This is a genomic window from Nocardia tengchongensis (genome assembly GCF_054781395.1).
In genome coordinates, this window is record NZ_BAAGUM010000006.1 from 1,831,361 (window position 1) to 1,853,158 (window position 21,798).

Annotated in this window: 21 protein-coding genes; 2 read left to right on the forward strand and 19 right to left on the reverse strand. The window is 69.4% G+C overall.

The features are described 5' to 3' along the window. Positions 1–443 precede the first annotated feature (443 nt). Positions 444–1,718 (forward strand): ROK family protein, encoded by a 1,275-nt coding sequence (locus tag ACYVKL_RS19370; RefSeq protein WP_379165162.1) that lies wholly within the window; start codon positions 444–446, stop codon positions 1,716–1,718. Positions 1,719–1,761: 43 nt separating this feature from the next. Here the strand turns inward: ACYVKL_RS19370 and ACYVKL_RS19375 are convergent, their stop codons facing one another. Beyond that, a complete protein-coding gene (locus tag ACYVKL_RS19375) occupies positions 1,762–4,104 on the reverse strand; it encodes an ATP-binding protein (RefSeq protein WP_379165164.1) in 2,343 nt (780 codons plus the stop codon). A 148-nt stretch (positions 4,105–4,252) separates the two neighbouring features. Here ACYVKL_RS19375 and ACYVKL_RS19380 point away from each other — a divergent pair, with 148 nt between their 5' ends. Beyond that, positions 4,253–4,564, forward strand: coding sequence for a hypothetical protein (locus tag ACYVKL_RS19380; protein WP_213558869.1), 312 nt, complete (start codon positions 4,253–4,255; stop codon positions 4,562–4,564). Between the two features lie 155 nt (positions 4,565–4,719). Here ACYVKL_RS19380 and ACYVKL_RS19385 read toward each other — a convergent pair whose 3' ends face one another. The 18 genes from ACYVKL_RS19385 to ACYVKL_RS19470 all read right to left on the reverse strand — a co-directional run bounded on the left by ACYVKL_RS19385 (position 4,720) and on the right by ACYVKL_RS19470 (position 21,723). Continuing rightward, a complete protein-coding gene (locus tag ACYVKL_RS19385) occupies positions 4,720–5,856 on the reverse strand; it encodes an LLM class flavin-dependent oxidoreductase (RefSeq protein WP_213558868.1) in 1,137 nt (378 codons plus the stop codon). Continuing rightward, complete coding sequence (locus tag ACYVKL_RS19390) at positions 5,853–6,662, reverse strand: DUF1684 domain-containing protein (protein ID WP_379165166.1); 810 nt, start codon at positions 6,660–6,662, stop codon at positions 5,853–5,855. Before ACYVKL_RS19390 ends, ACYVKL_RS19385 begins: the two co-directional genes overlap by 4 nt. After that, positions 6,659–8,026, reverse strand: a complete 1,368-nt coding sequence (locus ACYVKL_RS19395; RefSeq protein WP_357189961.1) for an NtaA/DmoA family FMN-dependent monooxygenase — start codon at positions 8,024–8,026, stop codon at positions 6,659–6,661. The genes ACYVKL_RS19390 and ACYVKL_RS19395 overlap by 4 nt, the downstream gene beginning before the upstream one ends. Before the next feature lie 11 nt (positions 8,027–8,037). Then, a complete protein-coding gene (locus tag ACYVKL_RS19400) occupies positions 8,038–9,114 on the reverse strand; it encodes an LLM class flavin-dependent oxidoreductase (RefSeq protein WP_379165169.1) in 1,077 nt (358 codons plus the stop codon). Then, positions 9,114–10,736: a dipeptide ABC transporter ATP-binding protein gene (locus tag ACYVKL_RS19405; protein ID WP_379165171.1), complete on the reverse strand. Its 1,623-nt coding sequence runs from the start codon at positions 10,734–10,736 to the stop codon at positions 9,114–9,116. Before ACYVKL_RS19405 ends, ACYVKL_RS19400 begins: the two co-directional genes overlap by 1 nt. Beyond that, positions 10,736–11,524 carry an ABC transporter permease gene (locus ACYVKL_RS19410; protein ID WP_379165794.1) on the reverse strand — a complete coding sequence of 263 codons (789 nt, stop codon included), beginning with the start codon at positions 11,522–11,524 and terminating at the stop codon, positions 10,736–10,738. The genes ACYVKL_RS19405 and ACYVKL_RS19410 overlap by 1 nt, the downstream gene beginning before the upstream one ends. Before the next feature lie 4 nt (positions 11,525–11,528). Next, the gene (locus tag ACYVKL_RS19415; protein WP_357189954.1) at positions 11,529–11,705 is read right to left on the reverse strand and encodes a hypothetical protein; all 177 of its coding nucleotides are present in this window, start codon (positions 11,703–11,705) and stop codon (positions 11,529–11,531) included. Beyond that, positions 11,698–12,657, reverse strand: coding sequence for an ABC transporter permease (locus ACYVKL_RS19420; RefSeq protein WP_379165172.1), 960 nt, complete (start codon positions 12,655–12,657; stop codon positions 11,698–11,700). The genes ACYVKL_RS19415 and ACYVKL_RS19420 overlap by 8 nt, the downstream gene beginning before the upstream one ends. 4 nt (positions 12,658–12,661) lie before the next feature. Next, complete coding sequence (locus ACYVKL_RS19425; RefSeq protein ID WP_379165173.1) at positions 12,662–14,293, reverse strand: ABC transporter substrate-binding protein; 1,632 nt, start codon at positions 14,291–14,293, stop codon at positions 12,662–12,664. Continuing rightward, positions 14,290–15,360, reverse strand: coding sequence for an LLM class flavin-dependent oxidoreductase (locus ACYVKL_RS19430; protein WP_379165174.1), 1,071 nt, complete (start codon positions 15,358–15,360; stop codon positions 14,290–14,292). Before ACYVKL_RS19430 ends, ACYVKL_RS19425 begins: the two co-directional genes overlap by 4 nt. Next, entirely contained in the window at positions 15,357–15,860 is a 504-nt protein-coding gene (locus ACYVKL_RS19435; protein ID WP_379165175.1) for a GNAT family N-acetyltransferase, read from the reverse strand. Before ACYVKL_RS19435 ends, ACYVKL_RS19430 begins: the two co-directional genes overlap by 4 nt. Continuing rightward, the gene (locus ACYVKL_RS19440) at positions 15,857–16,834 is read right to left on the reverse strand and encodes an ABC transporter substrate-binding protein (RefSeq protein WP_379165176.1); all 978 of its coding nucleotides are present in this window, start codon (positions 16,832–16,834) and stop codon (positions 15,857–15,859) included. The genes ACYVKL_RS19435 and ACYVKL_RS19440 overlap by 4 nt, the downstream gene beginning before the upstream one ends. A 25-nt stretch (positions 16,835–16,859) precedes the next feature. Next, on the reverse strand, positions 16,860–17,624 hold the full coding sequence (locus ACYVKL_RS19445; protein WP_379165177.1) for an amino acid ABC transporter ATP-binding protein: 765 nt from the start codon (positions 17,622–17,624) through the stop codon (positions 16,860–16,862). Beyond that, a complete protein-coding gene (locus tag ACYVKL_RS19450; RefSeq protein ID WP_379165178.1) occupies positions 17,617–18,495 on the reverse strand; it encodes an amino acid ABC transporter permease in 879 nt (292 codons plus the stop codon). The genes ACYVKL_RS19445 and ACYVKL_RS19450 overlap by 8 nt, the downstream gene beginning before the upstream one ends. A 46-nt stretch (positions 18,496–18,541) precedes the next feature. Next, positions 18,542–19,090, reverse strand: coding sequence for a flavin reductase family protein (locus ACYVKL_RS19455; protein ID WP_379165179.1), 549 nt, complete (start codon positions 19,088–19,090; stop codon positions 18,542–18,544). A 128-nt stretch (positions 19,091–19,218) separates the two neighbouring features. Next, complete coding sequence (locus ACYVKL_RS19460) at positions 19,219–19,938, reverse strand: DUF8020 domain-containing protein (RefSeq protein WP_379165180.1); 720 nt, start codon at positions 19,936–19,938, stop codon at positions 19,219–19,221. A 206-nt stretch (positions 19,939–20,144) separates the two neighbouring features. Beyond that, positions 20,145–20,867: a DUF8020 domain-containing protein gene (locus ACYVKL_RS19465; RefSeq protein ID WP_379165181.1), complete on the reverse strand. Its 723-nt coding sequence runs from the start codon at positions 20,865–20,867 to the stop codon at positions 20,145–20,147. A 157-nt stretch (positions 20,868–21,024) separates the two neighbouring features. Continuing rightward, on the reverse strand, positions 21,025–21,723 hold the full coding sequence (locus ACYVKL_RS19470; RefSeq protein ID WP_379165182.1) for a DUF8020 domain-containing protein: 699 nt from the start codon (positions 21,721–21,723) through the stop codon (positions 21,025–21,027). Positions 21,724–21,798: the final 75 nt, after the last annotated feature.

Consider the following 21,798-nt stretch of genomic DNA (forward strand, 5'->3'; position numbering starts at 1 on the left):
AACCCGATGTGGCGTGCACCACTTCACCGGCGCCGCCTCGACCGCGACGCGGATGTCGTGAATTGTCAACCAACACAAAAGATTCGGTCTAGAGGGAGGTTGCCCGGAGGGATTCTGGCGACGGCGCCACGACAGGCCCGGGGCTGCCGGGAAGGTCTCGCACGCCTTCCGTTCGCCGTAATCGCAATGATACTTTGATCCTATGTCTGCCAGCCGCCCCTCTTCCGCGCCGCGGGTCACCTACGTGACCGTCGCGCTGGGCGTTCGGCTGCCGCGGCAACGGGAACTGTGTTGTCCCTGCCGTCGCGCAGTCGAGTTCTGACCCCGATCGTTTCGAGCTTCCCGCCCGTCTCGTAATCCGGGTTCCTCCGCTGCACCGCTGAAACCTCCATGTAGGCATTCGTCCGCCTGTCGACAGGCGGACCGCAGCAAGGATTCACACTGTGTCCAGCCCCACGCTCGAACGCACCCTTTCCGCCGTCTCCGCCGCGACCGCGCGCCCGGCCCAGGCCCGCCCGGCCGTACCGCCGGAGCTGCGCATCACCGACAACCCGGCGGCCGCTGTGCTGCGCGCCGCCACCCGCGGCCCGATCTTCCGCGATATCGCCGCGCAGACCACGGGTCTGAGCATCGCCACCGTGAATCGCCAAGTGTCCGCGCTGCTTTCGGCCGGATTGCTGCGGGAGCGCGCGGATCTGACCGCGTCCGGCGCGGTGGGCCGCCCGCGCGTGCCGTTCGAGGTCGACACCGACTCGTACGTGACGCTGGGCGTGCACATCGGCTTCACCGTGACCCGCATCGTGGCCGCGGATCTGTCCGGCCGCATTCTCGGCGGTCTCGAAATCGCCACGCCCCAAACGGGTCAGGACGCGGCGCTGACCATAGTGGCCCGCAGCGCCAAGGCCTTCCTGGACCGGCTGCCGCGGCGGCGGCCGCTGTGGACCGGTGTCGCGCTGGCCGGGCGGGTGGATCCGGCGGCCGGTGTGGTGGATCATCCTCGCCTGGGCTGGCAGGCCGCGCCGGTGGCGGCGGTCTTCAGCAGCGTGCTGGACCTGCCGGTGTCGGTGTCCGCGCACGTCGAGGCGATGGCCGCGGCGGAACTGCTGCTCACCCCGCGCGATCCGGGCGAGGAGACGCGGCCGGGCAGCAGCCTGTTCGTGTACGCCCGCGAAACCGCCGGTGTCGCAGTGACTCTGCACGATCGCGTGCACACTCCCACGAACGGTCCCGGCTCGATCGCGCACCTGCCCACCGGCTCGGATGCCGATTGCACCTGCGGCCGGCGTGGCTGCTTGGAGGCCACCATCGGTGAGCGCGCCCTGCTGGAGCGCGCCGTGCGCAAGGGCATCCTGCCCAAGCCGGAGGCCCCGCGCCGCCCGGCCGTGGTCGACCTGTATCGGGCCGCCGACGCCGGCAATGCCGATGCCCGCGACCTGCTCATCGAACGCGCCGAAATCCTGGGCCGCACAGCGGCTCTGGTGCGCGATATGTTCAACCCGGACCGGGTGGTGCTGGGAGGCCAGGCGTTCACCGGCTGGCGTCCCGGCATGGAGCGAGTCGCGAAGGCCTTCGCCGAGTCGACCACCCTGCCCGCGGCGGATCTGCGGATCAGCCGATTCGGCGGCCGGGTGCAGGAATTCGCGGCGGCGGTCACCTCGGTGAGCGCCTTCTACGCCGACCCGCTCTCGGCCATGCGCCGGGCGACGCGGACCCGCTAGCCCCTCGAGCGCGCAGTCCCCGCCGGGTGATCCCGGCGGGGACCTACGTCGCTTCCCCGCCGTGGAGGGCGTGATCCGTGGCGAACCACACGGCCACCTCGGCACGGCCGCTCGCCCCGAGCTTGCCCGCGATGTTGTGCACGTGCACCTCGGCCGTCCGCTCGGAGATCCCCAGCGCCCGGGCTATCTGGCGGTTCGTCCGGCCGCGCGCCACCAGTGCCGCCACCTCACGCTCACGCCTGGTGAGCAGCGGCTTCCCTGCCTGGCGCGGAATCGAGACGTCGAGATCGTCGAGGACCTCGGCGAGATATCCGGCGGTGTCGGATCGCACCCGATCCGCACCGATCCGGCGGTGTTCCTCGAAGGCCGCCGGGTCGAGCGTGGCGACCGCGTCGCCGAATGCCTCTGTCAGCCACCGCATCCCGAACGGAACCGGCATGGCGCCGATCGTGGCGGCGAGAGCCTCTGCGGCGCCGAGTAATTCGGCCATGCGCGTGAGTCTGGAACCGCTCAACGCGACCGCGGACGCCACCATCAGACCGATGCTGGCCCCGTACAGCCCGCCGGCGTCGAGGAAGGCGACCAGGCAGGCCCGGGCATCGGTCGTGGCCTCGTCGATCCGATCGGTACGCCACGCCGCGACCGCACGGATCAGAGCCGCCCAGCCCAAGGCCTCACGATCCCCGATCACCCGCAGGATCCGGTCGGCCGCCTCGGCATCGCGGGCGGCCGCGACATAGTCTTCCTTCCCGAGCTCGACGCCCGCGAGCATCACCAGGCCCCAACCGTGGGCCAGCGCCCCGGTCTCACCGGCCGCCATGATGAGCGCGAGGGACTCGTGGATCAGGCTCCCGGCGGGGGCCAGATCGTCGTCGAATGCTGCTGTGAGCCCTCGATATTGCAAGGCGCGAGCAAGACCGCGATCGTCGCCGAGACCGCGGAATATCGCCGCCGAGAGGTCGAGCGCCGCCGCCGCGGCCGCCCGATCGCCATGGATCATCGCCAGGTCACCGACCCCGACGTGGGCCCAGGCGGTGAACCACCGGTCGACCTCACCGGACATCGCGAGGGCTGTCGCGAGCCACCGCAATCCCTCCCGGAAATGGCCGTGCAGCTGCCAGAAGTGCGGCAGCGCGCCGGCCAGCCGGACCGCCGTATCGGCATCGCCGGACTCGATGCTGTACGACAGCGCAGCACGCAGGTCGGGGTGCTGGGACTCGAGCCGGTTCGCCCAGGCGTGTTCCGCATAGGTCCGGAAGGCGGCGGCGGCGCGCTCGGCGAGATCGCGAAAGTAGGACGCGTGGACCTTCCGCAATTCGGCCAGGTCCCCCGATTCGCGCAGATGCGCGCGGCCGTAGCTCTTCACCGTCTCCAGCAGGCGATAAGGCGCCGGCCCCGCGGCGGGGTCGAACGAGACCAGCGATTTGGCGACGAGACCACCGAGGAGTCCCGCGCGGTCCCCGTCGGACAGCGCGCAGCCGACTCCGTCCACCTCCTCGATTCCGAAGCTGCCCGCGAAGATCGCGAGTCGGTCGAACAATCGCCGCTCTGCCGGACTCAGCAGTCGATAACTCCAGTCCATGGTGGCGACGAGTGTGCGATGGTGCCGGATCGCGGACCTGTTCCCGCTGGTCAAAAGCCCGAACTGGTCGTCCATGTGGGCCGCGATCTGCTCGACGTCGAGCGATGCGGCTCTCGACGCGGCCAGCTCGATCGCCAGTGGGAGGCCGTCGAGATAGCGACAGATCCGCGCGGCTCCGACGGCGGTTGCCGCGGTAATCGTCAGGTTCGGCTGCACCGCCCGGGCCCGCTCGAAGAACAGCGCGACGCTCTCCGCGCCGGTCACCACCGCGAGGTCCGGATCGCTGGTCGCCGACGGCAACGCGAGTCCGCCGACCCGCAGCACGCCCTCACCCGGTATCTCGACGAGTTCCCGGCTCGTGGCCAGAATCCGCAACCGGCCGCAGCGCTCGAGCAACGCTGTCACCACGTTCGCGACGGACTCGACGACGTGTTCGCAATTGTCGAGCACGATCAGCGCGGCCGACGCTTCGAGACGGACCGCCAGGGAATCGGTGCGGGAACGCTCGCGATGCTCCGGAACCCCCACGGCCCCGGCGATAGCCTGCGGGACGAGCGCGGGGTCGGTGATCGAGGCGAGTTCGACCAACCAGCAGCCGTCCACGAAGTCGTCGCTGCGCGCCAGCGCCACCTCGAGCGCGAGTCGGCTCTTACCGGCGCCACCCGGCCCCGTAATGGTGACGAACCGATAGGTCTGGAAAAGCTGCTGGATCTTCGCGAGATCGGCGTGACGTCCGACGAAGCTCGACAGCGGCGTCGGGAGATTGTTCAGCGGAGGAGAGAGCTCCCAATCGCTGGGCGTCACTGTCGGAGCTTACGCGTACCCCACCGGCGCCCGGAAGTACGTGATTCCCCCAATAGCGGTCCGGTGCGGCCCGGACCGATGCTGATCCGGAGAGTCGGTCACAGCCCGGCGATCGTGACGGCATCGACAATCGATCGAGGTGAGAGCAATGAGTTGGGACAGCACACACGCATGGTGGCGGGCACTGCACGACGTGGCCGCGGAAATCGAGAACCGACGAGACGGCGAGCTGCCCTGGCGCCCGGAACACGCCGCGGTGTTCGGCGACCCGGGCGGACTGATCGCGGCGCTTCGCTACCGCTGGAACCTGACCGTGCAAGCGCACGAGGAAGAACTCGCCGGCGCGGACGGTGAGGCGTGCGAGCGCGAGCTGGTCGACGCCAATCAGGGTGTGTTGCAGGTCTTGCGCGCGTCCCGACCTCGCGAACCGGCCGCCGCACCAGCGTTCGCCGCGGCCTGAATCCGTCGAATCCCGGTTCGTACCGGGGAGGGCCGAGCCGGACGGTCCACGATCCGGCCCGGCCCCCGGACCCGCACGCGCGAGAGGCCCATTTCACGCGGTGCGGGGAACCGCCGCCCACCGTGGAGTCCCCTTCCCGGTGGGCGGCGGTGGCCTCAGGCGGCGCGCACCTGTGGGGTCAGTCCCCACTCACGGGCCAGCAGGCGGTGTGAGTTCACCCGGTCCGCGTGGTCGAAAGCCACACTGGTGACCAGGATTTCGTCGGCGCCGGTCAGTTTGCGGAGGGCGTCGAGGCGTTCGGCGACGGTGGCCGGGGAACCGACGAACTGTGTGGTCACCCGGTCGTCGACCAGCCGCCGCTGCTGGTCCGACAGCGGGGGCGCGGTATCGGGGTCGAGGTAGTCGGCCGCCCCCGCCCCGCTGCGAATGCTGTAGACCCAGTGGCCGTAGCTGGCGGCCAGGCGCCGGGCCGCGGCATCGTCCTCGGCGACCACCACGTCGGCGGAGACCACCAGATAGGGCCGCGGGAAGCGCGGGGACGGGCGGAAGGCCGCCCGGTAGGCCTCCACCGTCTCCACGATGGTGCCGGGCGAGACGTGGTAGTTCGCCGCGAACGGCAGCCCCGATCGTCCTGCCAGCTGGGCGCTTTCGCCGCCGCTGCTGCCGAACAGCCACGGCTGCACCGCCGCACCCTCGCCCGGAACCGCGTGCAGCTCCACGCCTTCGGGCGTCACATAGGTGCCGTCCAGCAGCGCGAGGATCTCCCCGACCTGCTCGGTGTAGGGCAGCGGCTGCGCGCCGGGCAGGTGCAGTGTCTCCAATGCCGCCTTCACCCTGGTGAAATCGAGCAGCTGGCCGGGATAGAAGGGCGGCGGGAGCACCACGCCGTCCCGGACCTCGGTGGGCCGCTCGGGCGCGGGCACCGGTGGCACGCCGGCCGACCGCACCTGTTCGGCGCGCTGTCCGGAGCGGCCCAGGCCCAGATCCAGGCGGCCCGGATACAGGGCGTCGATGGTGCCGAAGGCCTCCACCACCGAGATGGAGGTGTGGTGCCCGAGCTGCACGGCCGCCGACCCGACCCGGATCGCTTCGGTGGCGGCGGCGATCAATCCGATCAACGTCGCCGGTGCGGCGCTGGCGACCCGCACGAAATGGTGTTCGGCGACCCAGAAGCGGTGGTAGCCCAGCTTTTCCGCCTGCCGGGCCAGGTCGATGGTGTTGCGGATCGCCTGCTGCGGTGTGGAGCCCGCGCTGATCGGGGCCAGGTCCAGGATCGAGAGTGGGATGGTCATGCCGAGGCCTCCCGTCGTGGATCCTGTTCGCCCGCTTCGACCGCCAGCGGCAGCCGATTCTCCGCCGGCGCGATCGGGCAGGTGGCGTAATCGGTGAACGCGCAGGGCAGGTTGACCGCGCGATTGAAGTCGAGGGTGACGGTGCCGTCGGCGGCGGGGCGGGACAGGTCCAGCCGCCGCGCGCCGCCGTAGGTGGTGACGCCGCTGGTGGCATCGGTGAACAGCACGTGCAGCCCCAGCGCCGCGCTGCCGAAGACCACCAACTCGCGCTGGTCACCGTTCAGCTCGAAAGCGACCGTGCCGGTGGCGGTGTGGTGGTGCTCGAGACCCGCCACCACCGCACCGGTGGTCACCACGCGCGTCTGTTCGAAGGGCTCGAAGCGACCGGTCACCACCCACCGCGAATGCGGTTCGTAGACCGGGATCTCGGTGAAGGCGGCCAGGGTCGGCGCCGCGGGATCGTGCACGCGCAGCGCGAATTGGCCGGTCCGCCGGATCACCTCGATGATGCGGTCCCCGGTGTGCACCTGGAGTCCGGGAGCGCCTTCACCGGGGGTGAGCACGGCCGAGTCGGTCAGTGCGGCGCCGTCGCGGAGCAGTTCCGGCTGCCCCGGTTCGACTGTCACATAGACGTTCTCGGCGTCGACGCGCCAGCGGCCGGGCAGATCGTCGACCGTCTCCTCGGTGTCCCCGAGCCAATGCAGGCCGGTCAGGCTGAGCCAGCCCAGCGGCTGGCGGGCCCAGGCGGCGCGTTCGGCCCGGAAGGCGGCCCACTGCTGGTCGTATGCGGTTTCGGTGGCGGTCATGAGGCGCGGACTCCTTCGGTAGTGCCTTGCTGGGGGTGGCGTAGGCCCAGGTGCTCGCGCAGGGTCGCGCCGGTGTACTCGGTGCGGAAGCTGCCCAGGGACTGCAGTTCCGGGACGACCCGGTCGACGAACTCGTCGAGGCCGGCCGGGGTGAGGTGCGGGACCAGGACGAAACCGTCCGCGGCATCGGATTGCACGTAGTGGTCGATCTCGACGGCCACCTGCCGGGGCGTCCCGACGAACTGCTGGCGGGCGGTGGTCGCGATGATGAGTTCGCGGATCGAGAGATTCTCGGCGGCGGCCTTGGCCCGCCAGGCCTCCGCCACGGCGCGCGGATCCCGCGCGTGGCGGACCCGGCCGCGGGTGATGTTCGCGTCGTCGATCGGGTCGATGTCCGGCAGCGGCCCGTCCGGGTCGTACGCGGAAAGGTCACGGCCCCAGATCTGTTCGAGGAACGTGATCGCCGTCTGCGGCGTCACCTGCTGGTGGCGGATGTGGCGGGCGTGCTCGGCCGCCTCCGCCTCGGTGTCGCCCAGCACGAACCCGGCGGAGGGCAGGATCTTCAGGTCGTCGCGGGCGCGGCCGTATTTGGCCAGCCGGTCCTTCACATCACGGTAGAAGCGCCGGCCGTCCTCGAGTTCGCCGTGGGCGCTGAAGATGACATCGGCCTTGGCGGCGGCGAATTCGCGGCCCTCGTCGGAGTCGCCCGCCTGGATCTGCACGGGGTAGCCCTGGGGGCTGCGCGGCAGCACGAACTGCCCGTCGATGTCGAACTGATCGCTGACGAACCGCGCTTCCGGAATCGGTTGCGCGAAAATCCCGCGCTCCCGGTCGATCACGAGCGCGTCGGCCGGCCAGCTGTCCCACAGCGCGCGGGTGGCGTCGACCACCTCGTGCGCGCGGGTGTATCGCTTGGCGTGCTCCAGATAGCCGCCGCGCCGGAAGTTCTCGCCGGTGAAAGCGTCCGAGGAGGTGACCGCGTTCCAGGCGGCGCGGCCGCCGGACAGGTGATCGAGCGACGCGAATTGCTTGGCCAGCTCGAAAGGTTCGTTGAAGGTGGTGTTGATGGTCCCGGCCAGGCCGAGCCGGGTGGTGACCGCGGCCAGCGCGTTGAGCACCGTGAAGGTGTCGGGCCGGCCCACCACGTCCAGGTCGTGGATGCGGTCGCGGTGCTCGCGCAGGCGCAGGCCCTCGGCCAGGAAGAAGAAGTCGAACAGGCCGCGCTCGGCGGTGCGGGCCAGGTGCACGAACGAGTCGAAGTCGATCTGGCTGCCCGAGCCCGGGTCCGTCCAGACCGTGTGGTGATTGACGCCCGGGAAGTGGGCGGCCAGGTGAATCTGCTTGCGTATCCGATGATCCGGCATGACGTGACTCCTCAGGCGTGGGCGTAGCGGCTGGCGGGACGGGGCAGGCCCAGGCGCTCGCGCAGGGTCGGGGTGAGGGCTTGCAGGTGCGGCAGGGCGGCGGCCAGCGCGAGCGGTCGCAGCACGACACCGTCTGCGGCGCAGTCGGTTTCGATCCGACGCAGGATGTCGCGGAGTCCGGCGGCGGTGCCGATGTGGAACACCGTCGCCGGGGCCGGAGTCGCGATCCAGTCCTCGAGCTGGGCGACCTCGAGGGCGGCCGTGTCCGCCGTGTCCGCCAGATGGATGTCGATGTCGAGCAGCACCCGCACCCGGTTCGGATCGCGCCCGGCGGCGGCGATGGCGGAGCGCAGTTCGGCGCGGGTGGCGGCGGCGGTCGCGAGATCCGGTGCGGCGATCCGGATCAGGTCGGCGCGCTGCACGGCGACGCGGGTGCTGTGCGGGTCGGCGGCGCGCACCGCGATCGGCGGCTGTCCCTGTGGCGGGCGCGGGGTGATGGACGGGCCCTTCACCGCGAAGTGCTCACCGGCGAAGTCGATGTAGTGCAGTCGTTCACGGTCGATGAAGCGTCCGGTGGCGGCGTCACGGATCTCGGCGTCGTCCTCCCAGCTGTCCCACAATCGGGCCACCACTTCGACGGCGTCGTCCGCCTCCTGCCAGCGGGACCGGTCGTCCTGCTCGGGTTTGCGGCCGTACAGGCTCGCCTCCCCCACCGCGACGGACACTTCCCACCCCGCCCGGCCCGTGGCCGCGAAGTCCAGGGAGGCAATGGCTTTGGAGAGGTGGAAGGGCTCGCTGTGGGTGACCGAGGCCTGCGGGATCAGTCCGATCCGGCGGGTCGCGGCGGCGGCCCGCGCGGCCACCGCCACCGCATCCAGCCGGCCCAGGGCGCCGGCCGATTGCAGCGTGCCGGAGTCGGGCAGGAATGCCAGGTCGATGCCCGCGTCCTCGGCGGCACGCAGCGCGTCCACCCAGTAGCGGGCGTCGAAGAGGTCCTCGGCACGGGAGTCGGCGCGCCGCCAGGAGGCGGGGTGCGCGCCGGTGCCGGACAGTTCCAGGCCCAGCAACAGCGGAGTCGGGTGCGGCATCAGGCTGTCCTTTCGAGCGGAATGGGTACTTCGGGAGTGGCCGCCCGGGGGACGGCCGCGAGCAGCTCACGTGTGTAGGCGTGTTGCGGATCGTCGAACAGTGGTGCGGTGGAGCCGGTTTCGACCACACAGCCCTGCCGCATGACCGCGACCCGGTCGGCCAGACGGCGGACCACGGCCAGATCGTGGGAGATGAACAGGTACGCCAGGTCCAGCTCGGCTTGCAGGCGTTCGAGCAGTTCGAGGATCTGCGCCTGCACCGAGACGTCCAGGGCCGAGACCGGTTCGTCCAGGACCAGCAGGTCGGGGCGCAGGGCCAGAGCGCGGGCGATGGCGACGCGCTGGCGTTGTCCGCCGGACAGTTCCGCGGGACGGCGATCCAGGTACGACGACGGCAGCGCGACCTGCTCGAGCAGCTCGGCGGCCGTGGACCGGCGGCTGCGGCGGTCGCCGATTCCGAACGCCTGCAAGGGTTCCGACACGATTCGGCCGACGGTCAGTTTGGGATTCAGCGAGACGTACGGGTTCTGGTAGACGACCTGCACACGGCGGCGGAAGGCCCGCAGGGCCGAGCCGCGCAGCGCGGTGATGTCCTGCCCGTCGAAGGTGACCGTACCGACGTCGGGCGCGGTCAACCGGGCGACGATGCGGGCCGTGGTGGACTTCCCCGAACCGGATTCGCCCACCACGGCCAGGGTTTCACCGCGGTGCACGTCCAGCGACACGTCGTCCACCGCGTTGACGGTGAAATCCTTGGTGACACGGAAGGATTTGCGCAGGCCGTTCGCGGACAACAGCGGCGATCCGTGCGCACGGGCCGGGCGCGTCCTCTGCTCCCCGGACAGGCTCGGGGCGGCGGCGATCAAGCGCTTCGTGTATTCGTGCTGCGGATCGCCCAGTACCGCTGCGGCCGTGCCGGTCTCGACGATCTCGCCGTCCCGCATCACCGCGATCCGATCCGCGCGTTCGGCGGCCACGGCGAGATCGTGGGTGATGAGCAGGACCGCCGTCCCCGACTCCGCGGTGCGGGCGGCCAGCAGATCGAGAATGCGGCGTTGCACGGTGACGTCCAACGCGCTGGTCGGTTCGTCGGCGATCACCAGTTCCGGCCCGCAGGCCAGCGCGATGCCGATCAGCACCCGCTGCCGCTGACCACCCGACAGGTCCTGCGGATACTGCCGCGCCCGCAGCTCGGGCCGGTCCAGCCCGGCCTGGTCCAGAATCCGCACCGCCTCGATATCGGCCGTCCGGCGATCGGCGCGGCCGTGGATCCGCAGCACCTCCCCCACCTGCCGGCCGATGCGCAGCACCGGGTTCAGCGAGGTGCCCGGATCCTGCGGGACCAGCCCGATGCGGGCCCCGCGAATCCCCCGCAGGACCCGCTGCGAGGCGTGCTCGAGCCGCTCGCCCGCGAAGGTGATCGCACCCGCGGTGACCTGCCCGCCGTTGAGCAGCCCGATCACCGCGTGCGCGAGCGTGGACTTGCCCGAACCGGATTCACCCACCAGCGCGACCGTCTCGCCCCGCCGCACCTCCAGCGAGACACCGCGCACCGCCGAAGTCGTCCCGGTGCTCCCCCGGTATTCGACCCGCAGGTCCGCGATGCTCAGTAGTTCGGTCATCAGGCGTCCTTCTGGAGAGCACGGGAGATCCGCTGGGTGGACAGCACCAGCGCGACGATCACCAGTCCGGGCAGCGTCGTCAGCCACCAGGCCGTGGCCAGGTAGCCGCGGCCCTCCGACACCAGGGATCCCCACTCCGGAGTGGGCGGCACCGCGCCGTAACCCAGGAAGCTGAGCGAGGCCACGAACAGCGTCACGACACCGAAATCGACGGCGGCGAGCGCGGCCACCGGCCCATACGCATTGCGCAAGATGTGGCGGAACAACACGATGGGCCAGCGCACCCCGGAGGCGAAGGCGGCCTCCACGTAGGGGGCGTTGCGCACCCGCAGTACCTCGCCGCGCATGACCCGGGCGAACTTGGCGATCAGCGAAATACCCACCGCGATAGCCACATTGCGGGTCCCGAGTCCCAGCACCGTGATGGTGGCCAGGGCCAGCAGCATGTCCGGAATCGACAGCACCACGTCGACGATCCGCATGATCGCGGTGTCCACCACGCCGCCCGCCGCACCCGCGACCAGCCCGACCAGCGCACCGGCCACCAGCCCGATCAGAACGGCGAACACCGTCGCGCTCAACGACAGCGCCGCACCGTGCACCACCCGCGTATACAGATCGCGACCGAGATTGTCGGTCCCGAACCAGTGTTGCGCACTCGGCCCCCGCAACTTCTGCGCGGGCACGCCGCGCAGCGGATCGCCGCCCGCGAACACCGACGGCGCCACCGCCCAGGCGACCACCAGCAGCACGATCATGCCCGCGGCCACCACTCCGACACGGATCATCCCGTCACGCATCGGGGGACTCATCGTCGATCGCCCAATAGGCGAAACCCGGGTCCAGCAGCGGGTGTGTCAGGGTGATGACGCGTAGCGTCGAGCGCGGGCCCGATCCGGAGCCCGAGCGGAGGCGGGCGCGGAGGTTTCGGATCACGTGCCGGGACGGGGTCGGCGAACGGTCAGGCATGGGCGCGCTCCTTCGTCGAATTCCTTTGCACCACACGGGGGTCGAGCAGGGGGTAGGCGAGGTCCACGAGCAGGTTGACGGTGACGAAGGCCAGCGCGGCGAACACGACAATGCCTTGGACCACCGGAATGTCCTGGTGCAGCACCGATTCCTGGGCGAGGCGGCCGATCCCGGGGCGGGAGAACACGGTCTCGGTGACCACCGCCCCGGCCAGCACGGTGCCCGTCCACAGACCGGCCACGGTGAGGGCGGGAGCGGCCGCCGGGCGCAGCACGTGGCGCAGTTGTACCCACCAGCGCGACGCGCCCTTGGCGAAGGCCACCTCGACGAACGCCTGCCGCCAGGTCGCGACCAGACTCGCGTAGAGGACCTGGGAGACGACGGCGGCCACCGGGATGGCCAAGGTGATCGCCGGCAGCACGGTCCCGTCGAAGCCGGTCCCACCGAAGGCCGGTATCAGCTTCAGCTGGAACGAGAACAGTTGCAGCAGGAGCAATCCCACCCAGAAGCCCGGCATCGACGCCCCGATCGCCGGCAGCGAGGTGAGCAGCCCGCGCAACCACGGACGCTCGGTGTACGCGGCCGCCAGCGCCAGCGCCCCGCCGACGGCCACGGCGAGCAGCAGACCGGTGCCCGCCAGCACCAGCGTCGAGGGCAGTGCCTCGCCCAGTGCGCCCGTGACCGTCTGACCGGTGGAGATCGAATGGCCGAGATCGCCGCGCACCGCGTGGGACAAGGCCGTCCAATACTGGGCCCACAGCGGCTGATCGAGGCCGTAGCGGGCCCGCATCTCAGCGATGGCCGCGGCGTCGACGGGGGTGCCGGTAGCCGCGTCGGCCGCCATGGCCACCGGGTCACCGGGCAGCAGGTAGAGCCCGACGAACGACAGCGTGAACGCCGCCCACAGCACGCCGATCGCCTGCAGCACCCGTCCGATCACGTAGCGGCCCATGGATCTACCGCTTCAGCCAGGTGTCGTGGAATTGCAGCCGCGCGGACGCCTCGAACTTCACCCCGGCGACGGCCTTGCCGACGCCGATGGCCTGCGATAGTTCGATGGTCGGAATCCACAGGCCCTGGTCGAGGACCGCGGTCTGAGCGTCGCCGATGATGCGGCTGCGGGCAGCCGGATCGGTGGCCGCGAGCTGCTGGGAGAGCAGGGCGTCCAGGGGCGCTGCGGGACCGCGGGCATTCAGGTTGCGCTGATCCACCGCGAAGGTGGTGCGCAGGATGTCGCCGTCGGCGCGGGTGGAGTTGTAGTAGTTGAAGTCGAAGTCCTTGGCGTTCTGGCGCACCGTCGACTCCGCGACCGACAGGGGTTCCAGGCGCAGGTCGAAGCCGACGGCCCGCAGCTGCTGCTGGGTGAGTTCCAGAATGGGCTGGTTGGCCGCGAAGACGGGGGCGAAGATGACGCCCGCACTGAGCCGCTGCCCGTCCTTGACTCGGATGCCGTCCGCGCCGGGCGCCCAGCCCGCCTGCTCGAGTTGCTTCTTTGCGGCGTCGGGGTCGTACTTCACCCGGGCCGAAAGATCCACGTAGCCTGGCGTTCTGGAGGCGAGGACGCTGCTCGCGGGCTTGAACTGCGGCCCCAGCACCGTGTCCACCAGTTCCTTGCGGTTGATGGCCGCCACCAGTGCCGCCCGCACGGCCGGATCGCGCAGCGGGCCGCGGGTGACATTCGCCTGCAGACCGAACGGGATGCCCGGGTTGGCGGTGAACTGCACCCGGCCACCGCCACCCTCGATCTGCGGAATGTCCTGCGGCAGGGCGTCACTGACGACGTCGAGCTGACCGGAGGCGAGGCTGCCGGTGCGGACCCCGGATTCGGGGACCACGGTGAACACGATCTTGTCCAGATGCGCCTCGCCCTGGGTCGCGAACACCGCGGAGCCCCAGGCGTATCCGGCCCGCTTGGTCAGCGTCGCGGAGGCGCTCTGCTTCCATTCGGCGTAGGTGAACGGACCGCTGCCTATGTTCGTGCCCAGGCAACGATCGTCGGCCGCCTTCGCGACCGTGGCGTCGGACTGGATGCCGAGTTGCGGGGTCGAGGTCGCCTGCAGGAATTGAGCGTTCGGCGCCGCGAAGTCCACGCGCACCGTGCGCGGGTCCAGCACCGTGCTGCCCGCGTACCCGGCCAGGTAACTGGCGGCGAGCGGCGCTTTCACCCCGCCGAGCGCGACGATGGAGTCGAGGTTCCGGCGCACCGAGTCCGCGGTGAGCGGGGTGCCGTCGCTGAAGGTGACGCCGTCCTTCAGATGGAAGGTGAACTGCTTCGCGTCCTGCGAGACGGACCAGGTGTCGGCCAGCCACGGCCGCAACTGACCGGAATCCGGGTCTTGATCGACCAGCGAATCGACGATCTGCCGAGTCACGTAGATGGTCTGATTCGTCGAGGACTGCGCGGGATCCGAGCAGGTCGGGGCCGAGGACAAGCCGTAGCGCAGGGTGCCGCCCGCCTGCGGGGGACCCGCCGGCTCGCCGGTACCGGTGGCATCGCCGCCACCGCACGCGGCCAGCGTCACGGCGGCGGCCAGCGCGCCGGTCATCGCCAGCGGGCGCTTGGCGCGGGCGGCCGGGAAACGGTTCATCGGGGGCCTCCGGTGGGGTATCGGTCGGCGCCGAGCGGGCGGCTCGGAATGCGGCGGCGCAGTTCGGGAGCGACCTCGGATTGGAAGAGTTCGAGGCTGTCGCGGTGCTGGGCCTCGGTGCGCCCGTCCGCGTCCGCGCTCAGGTGGACGACCTCGTGGCCGAACCGCTCGTGATAGCGGCTCACCTTGTCCAGCACCTGTTCCGGGCTGCCGATCAGGGCCGAGGAGCGGTCGATGAAGTCCTCCACCGACTCGAACACGATGGGCACGTCGAACTTTCGCGCCACCTGCTGGCGCGCCTCGAAGATGGGGCGGTACAGGTCGACGGCTTCCTGCGAGGTGCGGGTCACCAGGAAGCCCGCCGTGCCCGCGCCGACCAGGGCCTCGGCCGGGTCGTGACCGTAGGCCGCCCAGCGCTCCCGGTAGTGGTCCACCAGTTCGGCGTACGGCTCGATCGGGTAGGTGACGTTCGCGGAGAACAGCGGATCACCCTGCTGCGCGGCGTAATCCGCGGATTCGCGGCTGGTGGCGCTGCCGTGCCAGATACGCAGCCGCGGCTGCAACGGCCGCGGCAGCGCCTTCGCCTCGGTCAGTGCCGGCCGGAAGCGGCCGGTCCAGGTGACGCTGTCGCTGTCCCACAGCTTGCGGAACAGTTCGTAGCCTTCGCGATTGCGGTCCCACTGGTCGTCGGTGGTGACGTGGAACAGTTTGGCCTGCGCGGCGCCGTTGCCCTTGCCGATGATGAGTTCCAGGCGGCCGTCGGACAGATTGTCCAGCGTCGAGTAGTCCTCGAAGGCGCGCACCGGATCCAGCAGGCTCAGCGTGGTGACACCGGTGAACAGCGACAGGCGCGCGGTGACGGCGGCGATGTGGCTCAACACCACCGGCGGCGCGGCGGAGATGAACGGGTCCTCGTGGCGCTCCCCCACCGCGAAGCCGTCGTAGCCGAGGTCCTCGGCCAGCCGGGCGCTGTCGACGACCCGGCGCAGCCGTTGCCGGGGCGATTCGCTGCCACCGGTCACCGGATCGGGGGTGTGCGTGATCAGGGTCAGGAGCAGGAATTTCATGCCGGGATCGCCTCCTCTCCGGTGGCCAGGTACTTCTCGAACGGGTGCACGTAGCCGACTGCCTTGCGGACGTCACGCGGGAGCGCGGTGTACCCGGCCGCCGTGTACAGGGCGACGGCCTCCGGCTGACGCGGGCCCGTGGTCAGGTAGATGCGCGAATATCCGCGCCGCGCGATCTCGGCTTCCAGCTGGTCGAGCACGAAGCGGCCCAATCCTTTTCGCCGGTGCCCGGCCGCTGTCCAGATCCGCTTCAGCTCGGCGGTGTCCGCGTCGTAGCGCTGGAAGGCCCCGCCGGCCACCGGTTCCCCGTTATCCACAACTATCAACAGGTCGCCGTGGGGTGGGGAGAAATGGCTGGCCGAGTAGCCGATCAGATCCGCGTGCACCTCGCCCGGGGTGCCGCCGTAGCGGCTGCTGTATTCGATGGCCAGTTCCGCCAGCAGCGGCGCGGCCAGGGGATCGTGTTGCCCGACGTGGAAGACCCTGCGCGACATGCTCATCCCTTCTTCTTGGGCAGTCCGGGCGGATTGATCCGCGACTGTGTGACGGCCTCGCCGCCCAGGCCCCAGCGGTCCAGCACCTGCTTGTAGGTCCCGTGCTCGATGGCGTACTGGATGGCCTGGTGCACCGGGCCGACCAACCCGTTGTCCTTGCGCGTCAGCACCCCGATCTCGGCCTGCAGGGCATCGCCCGCACCGGACCAGGTGGTGAGCACCTTGTTGCCCGTGGTCGCGGCGTGATACTGCGCCGAGGGATTGGGGCCCACATAGCCGTCGATGCGGCCGGAGGACAGCGCCAGGTAGTAGTCCGAGGTCTGCTGGTAGTACGCGAGCTCCAGCTTGGGCAGGCCCTCGGCCACGTTCTGGTCGTTCCAGCCGACCAGCAGCTGCTCCTGATTGGTGCCCGAAGTGACGCCGATCTTCTTGCCCGCGAGCGACTTACGATCCCGATAGGTCCAGTTCGCGTCCTTGGGCACTTCCAGCGCGATGGTGTCCAGGCGATAGGTGGCGAAGTCGTACTTCTCCTTACGCTCCTCGGTCACCGTGGCATTGCTGACGAACAGGTCGGCTTCGCCCGAGTCGATCTTCACGAAGTTCTGCGCGAAGTCGCCGTTGCGCCGGTCCACCTTCAGGCCGAGGATGTCGGCGATCAGCACGGCGACATCCACTTCCGACCCGATCACGGTGCGGTCGTCGGTCGCGTAGAAGCCCAACGGCGGCGTCGCGCCGACCGTGCCGGTCACCACCAAGGTCCCGCGATCGCGAATGGCCTGCGGGACCTGCGCGGCGATCGCGTCCACCTTCGCCGCGTGAATACGCCCGGCCTGATCCGGCGTCAGGTCGTAGGTCAGGCCGTTCACGCTGCGGGTTTCCGGCGTGCCGCCATCGCCATTGCCACAGCCGCCGATGAGCAGGCTCAGCAAGGTGACGGCGATCAGGGTGTTGGTCCGTCGGCGACGGCTCGCCAGCGACATGGTCGGTCCTTACCTAGTGGGTGCGTCAGAGCACGTGTGCGAGAAAAGCTTTGGTACGCGCATGCGATGGGTTGTCCAGCACCTGTGCGGGCGGGCCCTGTTCGACGATGCGGCCGGCGTCCATCAGCACCACGGTGTCGGCCACCTCGCGGGCGAAACCGATCTCGTGGGTGACGATCACCAGGGTCGAACCGGCCTGCGCGAGGTCCTCGAGCACCTCGAGGACCTCGCCGACCAGCTCCGGATCCAGCGCGGACGTGGGTTCGTCGAACAGCACCACCTCGGGCCGCAGGGCCAGCGCCCGCGCGATGGCCACCCGCTGCTGCTGCCCGCCGGACAGGCGGCGCGGATACTCATCCGCCTTGTCCGCCAAGCCGACTCGCGCCAGCAGTTCCAGCGCCTCCGCGTTCACCTCGGCCTTGGCGCGCCGCTGCGCGGCCACCGGCGCGAGCGCCACGTTCTCCCGAACCGTCAGGTGCGGAAAGAGATTGAAGTTCTGGAACACGAAACCGATGCGCGCCCGTTGGCGCAGAATGTCGCGCTCGGACAACTCGTAGAGCTTGCCGCCCTTGCGGCGATAGCCGACCAGCTCACCGCCCACCCGCACGGTGCCGGCGTCCACCTGCTCGAGGTGGTTGATGGTGCGCAGCAGCGTCGACTTGCCCGAACCCGACGGGCCCAGAATGACCGTGACCTCGCCGGGCCGGACCGTCAGATCGATCCCGCTCAGCACCTCGTTGCGGCCGAAAGACTTTCTGATCCCGCGTAATTCGAGCGCGAATTCACTCATCGCCGGTCCCCCTCGAGAAGCGCCGTTCGATATAGAACTGAATGACGCTGAGCACGGTGGTCAGCAGGATGTACCAGACCGTGGCTACCATGAGCAGCGGCACCACCCGGCCGTTGCGGCCGTAGATGACTTGGACCTGATAGAAGAGTTCGGCGATGGCCATGGTCGACACGATCGACGTGCCCTTGAAAAGACTGATCACCTCATTGGCGGCATTGGGCAGAATTCCGCGCATCGCCTGCGGCCCGACAATGGTGAAGAACTGCCGCCGCCACGGCAGGCCCAGCGCCCGCGCCGCCTCCCACTGCCCCGCGTCCACCGAGATGATGCCCGCCCGGATGATCTCCGCCGAATACGCCGCCTGATGCAGCGCCAAACCGATGACGGCCGCGGTGAATCCGCTGATCACACCATTGGTCTGAAAACGCGCGAACTCGGGCCCGAACGGAATCCCCAGCGACAGCGTCTTGTACAGGTAGGCCAGGTTGAACCAGAACAACAGCTGCACGATCAGCGGAATCGACCGGAACGCCCAGACATAGGTCCAGGCGATCGCCCGCAGCACCGGGTTCTTCGACAAGCGGCCGACCGCCAGCCAGACACCGAGGAAGAACCCCAGCAGCGTGCCCCAGAAGGTGAGTTCCAGCGTCACTTTCAGCGCCGACAGCACCGATTTCGCGGTGATGTACTGCGCGAAGGTACCCCAGTCCCAGCCCGGATTGGCGATCAGGCCGTGCGCGAACTGTGCGACCAGCACCAGGGCGACCGCACCCGTGACCCACCGCCACGGGTGGCGGGTGCGGACGACGGGCAGGTCGCCGTCCTCGTCCTCGATCACCGCCGTCTGCGCGGATACCGCCAGGGTGCTCATGGACAACGACGATACGAAGGCCGGCACGCGCTGTCGCCGGTCCGGATCAGGCTGAATTCAATTGGCCGGCAATCGATTTCCCGGAAAGTGCGCGGAAATCACTGCGATGGAAAACCAGCGGCTCCGACTCCGGGCTGACGCTCACCCGGTGCACCCGCAACAGCACCACCGCGTGATCGCCCGCCGGAACCTGTTCGTGCACGGAGGTTTCCAGCCAGGCCGTCGCGCCCGCCACGAACGCCGCATTCCCATCGCCGGCCCGCAGCTCCACCTCCCGGAACCGATCGCCGCGCTTGGAACTCAGCCCGCGTGCGGCGCTCTCCTGCTCGCTGCTGAGCAGACTCAGCCCCAACCGGCTCGCGTTCTTCAGCCGCGGCCAGGTCTCGGACGAATATTGAATGCACACCGATACCAGCGGCGGATCCAGTGACACCGGCACGAAGGTGCTCGCCACCAGCCCGTACGGCGTTCCGCCGAGCCGCGCGCAGACCGCCACCACCCCGCTCGGGAAGTGCGCGAAGGTCCGCCGGAGATCGGTCCCGTCGACCGGAGTGAGCGCGGCAGCCGCGCCGTGAATCGAGGTCAGGTCACCCATCGATCCACTCCAGCACCGGCCGCGCCGCGGCGACAGGATTGGGCTCACGCCGATCACAAAGCACCGTGCATATTGGAAGAACCCCCGCCCGGCGAGTGCCGGACGGGGGTTCGATGACGCTGTGCGACTTACTTCGGCGCGACCAGGTGCGGCTGGTTGATGGTGACGAAGTAGTTGTAGGCGGAGGCGATCGCGACCGGGGCGGTCACGAGCAGGTTGCCCGCGATGGTGCCCAGGAAGCCGACGGTGCTCGCGCCGATCAGGCAGCCGGCCAGCGGGCCGACACCGAACATGGTGGCCAGCGGGGCGGTCGCGGCGGCGAACACGACGCCACCGATCGCGCAGCCGACGGCCGCGCCACCCAGGCCACCGACCAGCGTGCCGATCGTGGCGCCCAGGGAGATGGTGTCCTTCATGCGGTTCCAGGCGGCCTGCTCACGGTCGTAGTCCGACTTCCACGGAGCCTGGTCCTCGTAGGGCAGGTTGACGTCCTTGGCCTCGGCGACCGGCTTGTAGGTCGCGTGGTCCATGTCGTACTGCGGGGTCAGCGTCGCGGTGTGGTCGGCGATCTCCGCGGCGATCGGGAACTCGAAGTCGTCCACGCGGAAGTTCAGCGGCATACCGGCCACGACGGTGCCATCGGCAGCCTTGATCTTGAAGGTGCCGTCCTCGACGACCAGGGAGCCGGCATCCGTGCGAATGACGCTGTTGGTCTCGGAAGTCGTTGCGGTGTAATTGATCACGCCGTTGTTGTCGGCCGCGGGAGCCGCGTTGACGGTTCCGGCGGTGATACCCATGGCGGTGGCGGACACCAGGGCCGCGGTCGCGGCGAAAGTCTTGAAGCGCATTTCTTTGTTTTCCTCATCAGGCAGTCCGCAGGGTTGGACCGCATGATCGAAACGGGCCGACGCGAACGAGATGTGTCCCACGGGTGCTGAAACGGTGAACAGTTCAAATGGGAAACCCGCCCGGCCTGATGACCGAGCGGGCTGTCCCGATGAGGTGTTGGCTGATGCCTATAGAGCCCCTTGCCCTGTTATTTTCAGGCCGAGTATTACTTGGCCGGAGCCGGAGCGGCGATGTGCGGCTGGTTGATCGTGGTGAAGTACTGGATCGCGGCGGCGATGGAAACCGGGGCGGTCACCAGCAGCTGGCCCGCGATGGTGCCCAGGAAGCCGACGGTGCTCGCGCCGATGAAGCAACCGGCCAGCGGGCCGACACCGAACATGGTGGCCAGCGGGGCGGTGGCGGCGGCGAACACGACGCCACCGATGGCGCAACCGAGCGCGGCGCCGCCGAGGCCACCGACCAGGGTGGCGACGGTCGCACCCAGGGAGATGGTGTCCTTCATGCGGTTCCAGGCGGCCTGCTCACGGTCGTAGTCCGACTTCCAGGGAGCCTGGTCCTCGTACGGCAGGGCGACGTCCTTGACGTTGGCCGGCGTGTAGGTCGCGTGGTCCATGTCGAACTGCGGGGTCAGGGTCGCGGTGTGGTCGGCGATCTCCGCGGCGATCGGGAAGGTGAAATCGTCGACCTTGAAGGACAGCGGCATGCCGGCGACGACATTGCCGTTGGCGGCCTTGATGACGAAGTTGCCGTTCTCGACGACCAGCGAGCCGGCATCCGTGCGGATGACGCTGTTGGTCTCGGAAGTGGTGGCGGTGTAGTTGATCGCACCGTTGTTGTCGGCCGCGGGAGCGGCATTCACGGTGCCGGCGGTGACGCCCATGGCGGCGATAACCAGCGCGGAAACCGCGGTGAAGTTCTTGAGACGCATGTGTTCGAAATCCCTCTAGAGATGAGCGGGTGCGCCCCAGGGGAACAAGGTCAGGTGTATCCCCCGGGGCCCAGTGATGGAAACCGGCCTTTACAAACGCAACGTGGCAGCCGGGTTCCACCGCGGTGAACCTTTGCCCATCGGTTGCCGAAAATGCCTATTTAGGGGCGGAAAACGGCTGATTGATAGTGGTGAAGTACTGCACCGCCGCGGCGATCGCGATGGGCGCGGTGACGAACAGCTGACCACCGATCGTGCCCAGGAAGCCGACCGTGCTCGCACCGATCAAGCAGCCGGCCAGCGGGCCGGCACCGAACAGGGTGGCCAGCGGGGCCGTCGCCGTCGCGAAGGCGACGCCGCCGAGGACGCAGCCGAGCGCCGCGCCGCCGAGGCCGCCGACCACGGTGCCGATGGTCGCGCCCGCGGAGATGGTGCTGGTCAAACGGTTCCAGGCGGCCAACTCACGGTCGTACTGCGTCTTCCACGGGGCCTGGTCCTCGTAGGGCAGAGCAACCGGCTTGTACACCGCATGCGACTGGTCCACCTGCGGGGTCAGGGTGGCGGTCCGGTCGCTGATCTGTGCCGCGATCGGGAACTCGAAATCGTCGATCCGGAACTTCAATTCCGTACCGGCGACGGTGGTTCCATCGGCTGCCTTGACCTTCAGCGCACCGTCCTCGACGACCAGCGAACCGGCGTCGGTGTGGATCACCGTGCTGCCCGCCTCGGTGATCTGGGAGGTGTAGTTGATCGTGCCGTCATCGGTCTTGGCCGGACCGGCGTACGCGGTTCCCGCGCTCACCCCCGTAGCCGCGATCAGCACTGCCGCGATCCCGGCGAATTCCCTCATCTTCATTGTCTTTACTGCTTCCACTGCCGAGAACTGAACTGTCGGCGGCAAGCATCTGTGAACCCCCTGTGATTCTGGAGG

Coding starts and splice junctions, on each gene's coding strand:
- ACYVKL_RS19380 (WP_213558869.1), top strand. CDS start 4,253: ATGAGTTGGGACAGCACACACGCATGGTGGCGGGCACTGCACGACGTG.
- ACYVKL_RS19385 (WP_213558868.1), bottom strand. CDS start 5,856: ATGACCATCCCACTCTCGATCCTGGACCTGGCCCCGATCAGCGCGGGC.
- ACYVKL_RS19390 (WP_379165166.1), bottom strand. CDS start 6,662: ATGACCGCCACCGAAACCGCATACGACCAGCAGTGGGCCGCCTTCCGG.
- ACYVKL_RS19395 (WP_357189961.1), bottom strand. CDS start 8,026: ATGCCGGATCATCGGATACGCAAGCAGATTCACCTGGCCGCCCACTTC.
- ACYVKL_RS19400 (WP_379165169.1), bottom strand. CDS start 9,114: ATGCCGCACCCGACTCCGCTGTTGCTGGGCCTGGAACTGTCCGGCACC.
- ACYVKL_RS19405 (WP_379165171.1), bottom strand. CDS start 10,736: ATGACCGAACTACTGAGCATCGCGGACCTGCGGGTCGAATACCGGGGG.
- ACYVKL_RS19410 (WP_379165794.1), bottom strand. CDS start 11,524: ATGATCCGTGTCGGAGTGGTGGCCGCGGGCATGATCGTGCTGCTGGTG.
- ACYVKL_RS19415 (WP_357189954.1), bottom strand. CDS start 11,705: ATGCCTGACCGTTCGCCGACCCCGTCCCGGCACGTGATCCGAAACCTC.
- ACYVKL_RS19420 (WP_379165172.1), bottom strand. CDS start 12,657: ATGGGCCGCTACGTGATCGGACGGGTGCTGCAGGCGATCGGCGTGCTG.
- ACYVKL_RS19425 (WP_379165173.1), bottom strand. CDS start 14,293: ATGAACCGTTTCCCGGCCGCCCGCGCCAAGCGCCCGCTGGCGATGACC.
- ACYVKL_RS19430 (WP_379165174.1), bottom strand. CDS start 15,360: ATGAAATTCCTGCTCCTGACCCTGATCACGCACACCCCCGATCCGGTG.
- ACYVKL_RS19435 (WP_379165175.1), bottom strand. CDS start 15,860: ATGAGCATGTCGCGCAGGGTCTTCCACGTCGGGCAACACGATCCCCTG.
- ACYVKL_RS19440 (WP_379165176.1), bottom strand. CDS start 16,834: ATGTCGCTGGCGAGCCGTCGCCGACGGACCAACACCCTGATCGCCGTC.
- ACYVKL_RS19445 (WP_379165177.1), bottom strand. CDS start 17,624: ATGAGTGAATTCGCGCTCGAATTACGCGGGATCAGAAAGTCTTTCGGC.
- ACYVKL_RS19450 (WP_379165178.1), bottom strand. CDS start 18,495: ATGAGCACCCTGGCGGTATCCGCGCAGACGGCGGTGATCGAGGACGAG.
- ACYVKL_RS19455 (WP_379165179.1), bottom strand. CDS start 19,090: ATGGGTGACCTGACCTCGATTCACGGCGCGGCTGCCGCGCTCACTCCG.
- ACYVKL_RS19460 (WP_379165180.1), bottom strand. CDS start 19,938: ATGCGCTTCAAGACTTTCGCCGCGACCGCGGCCCTGGTGTCCGCCACC.
- ACYVKL_RS19465 (WP_379165181.1), bottom strand. CDS start 20,867: ATGCGTCTCAAGAACTTCACCGCGGTTTCCGCGCTGGTTATCGCCGCC.
- ACYVKL_RS19470 (WP_379165182.1), bottom strand. CDS start 21,723: ATGAAGATGAGGGAATTCGCCGGGATCGCGGCAGTGCTGATCGCGGCT.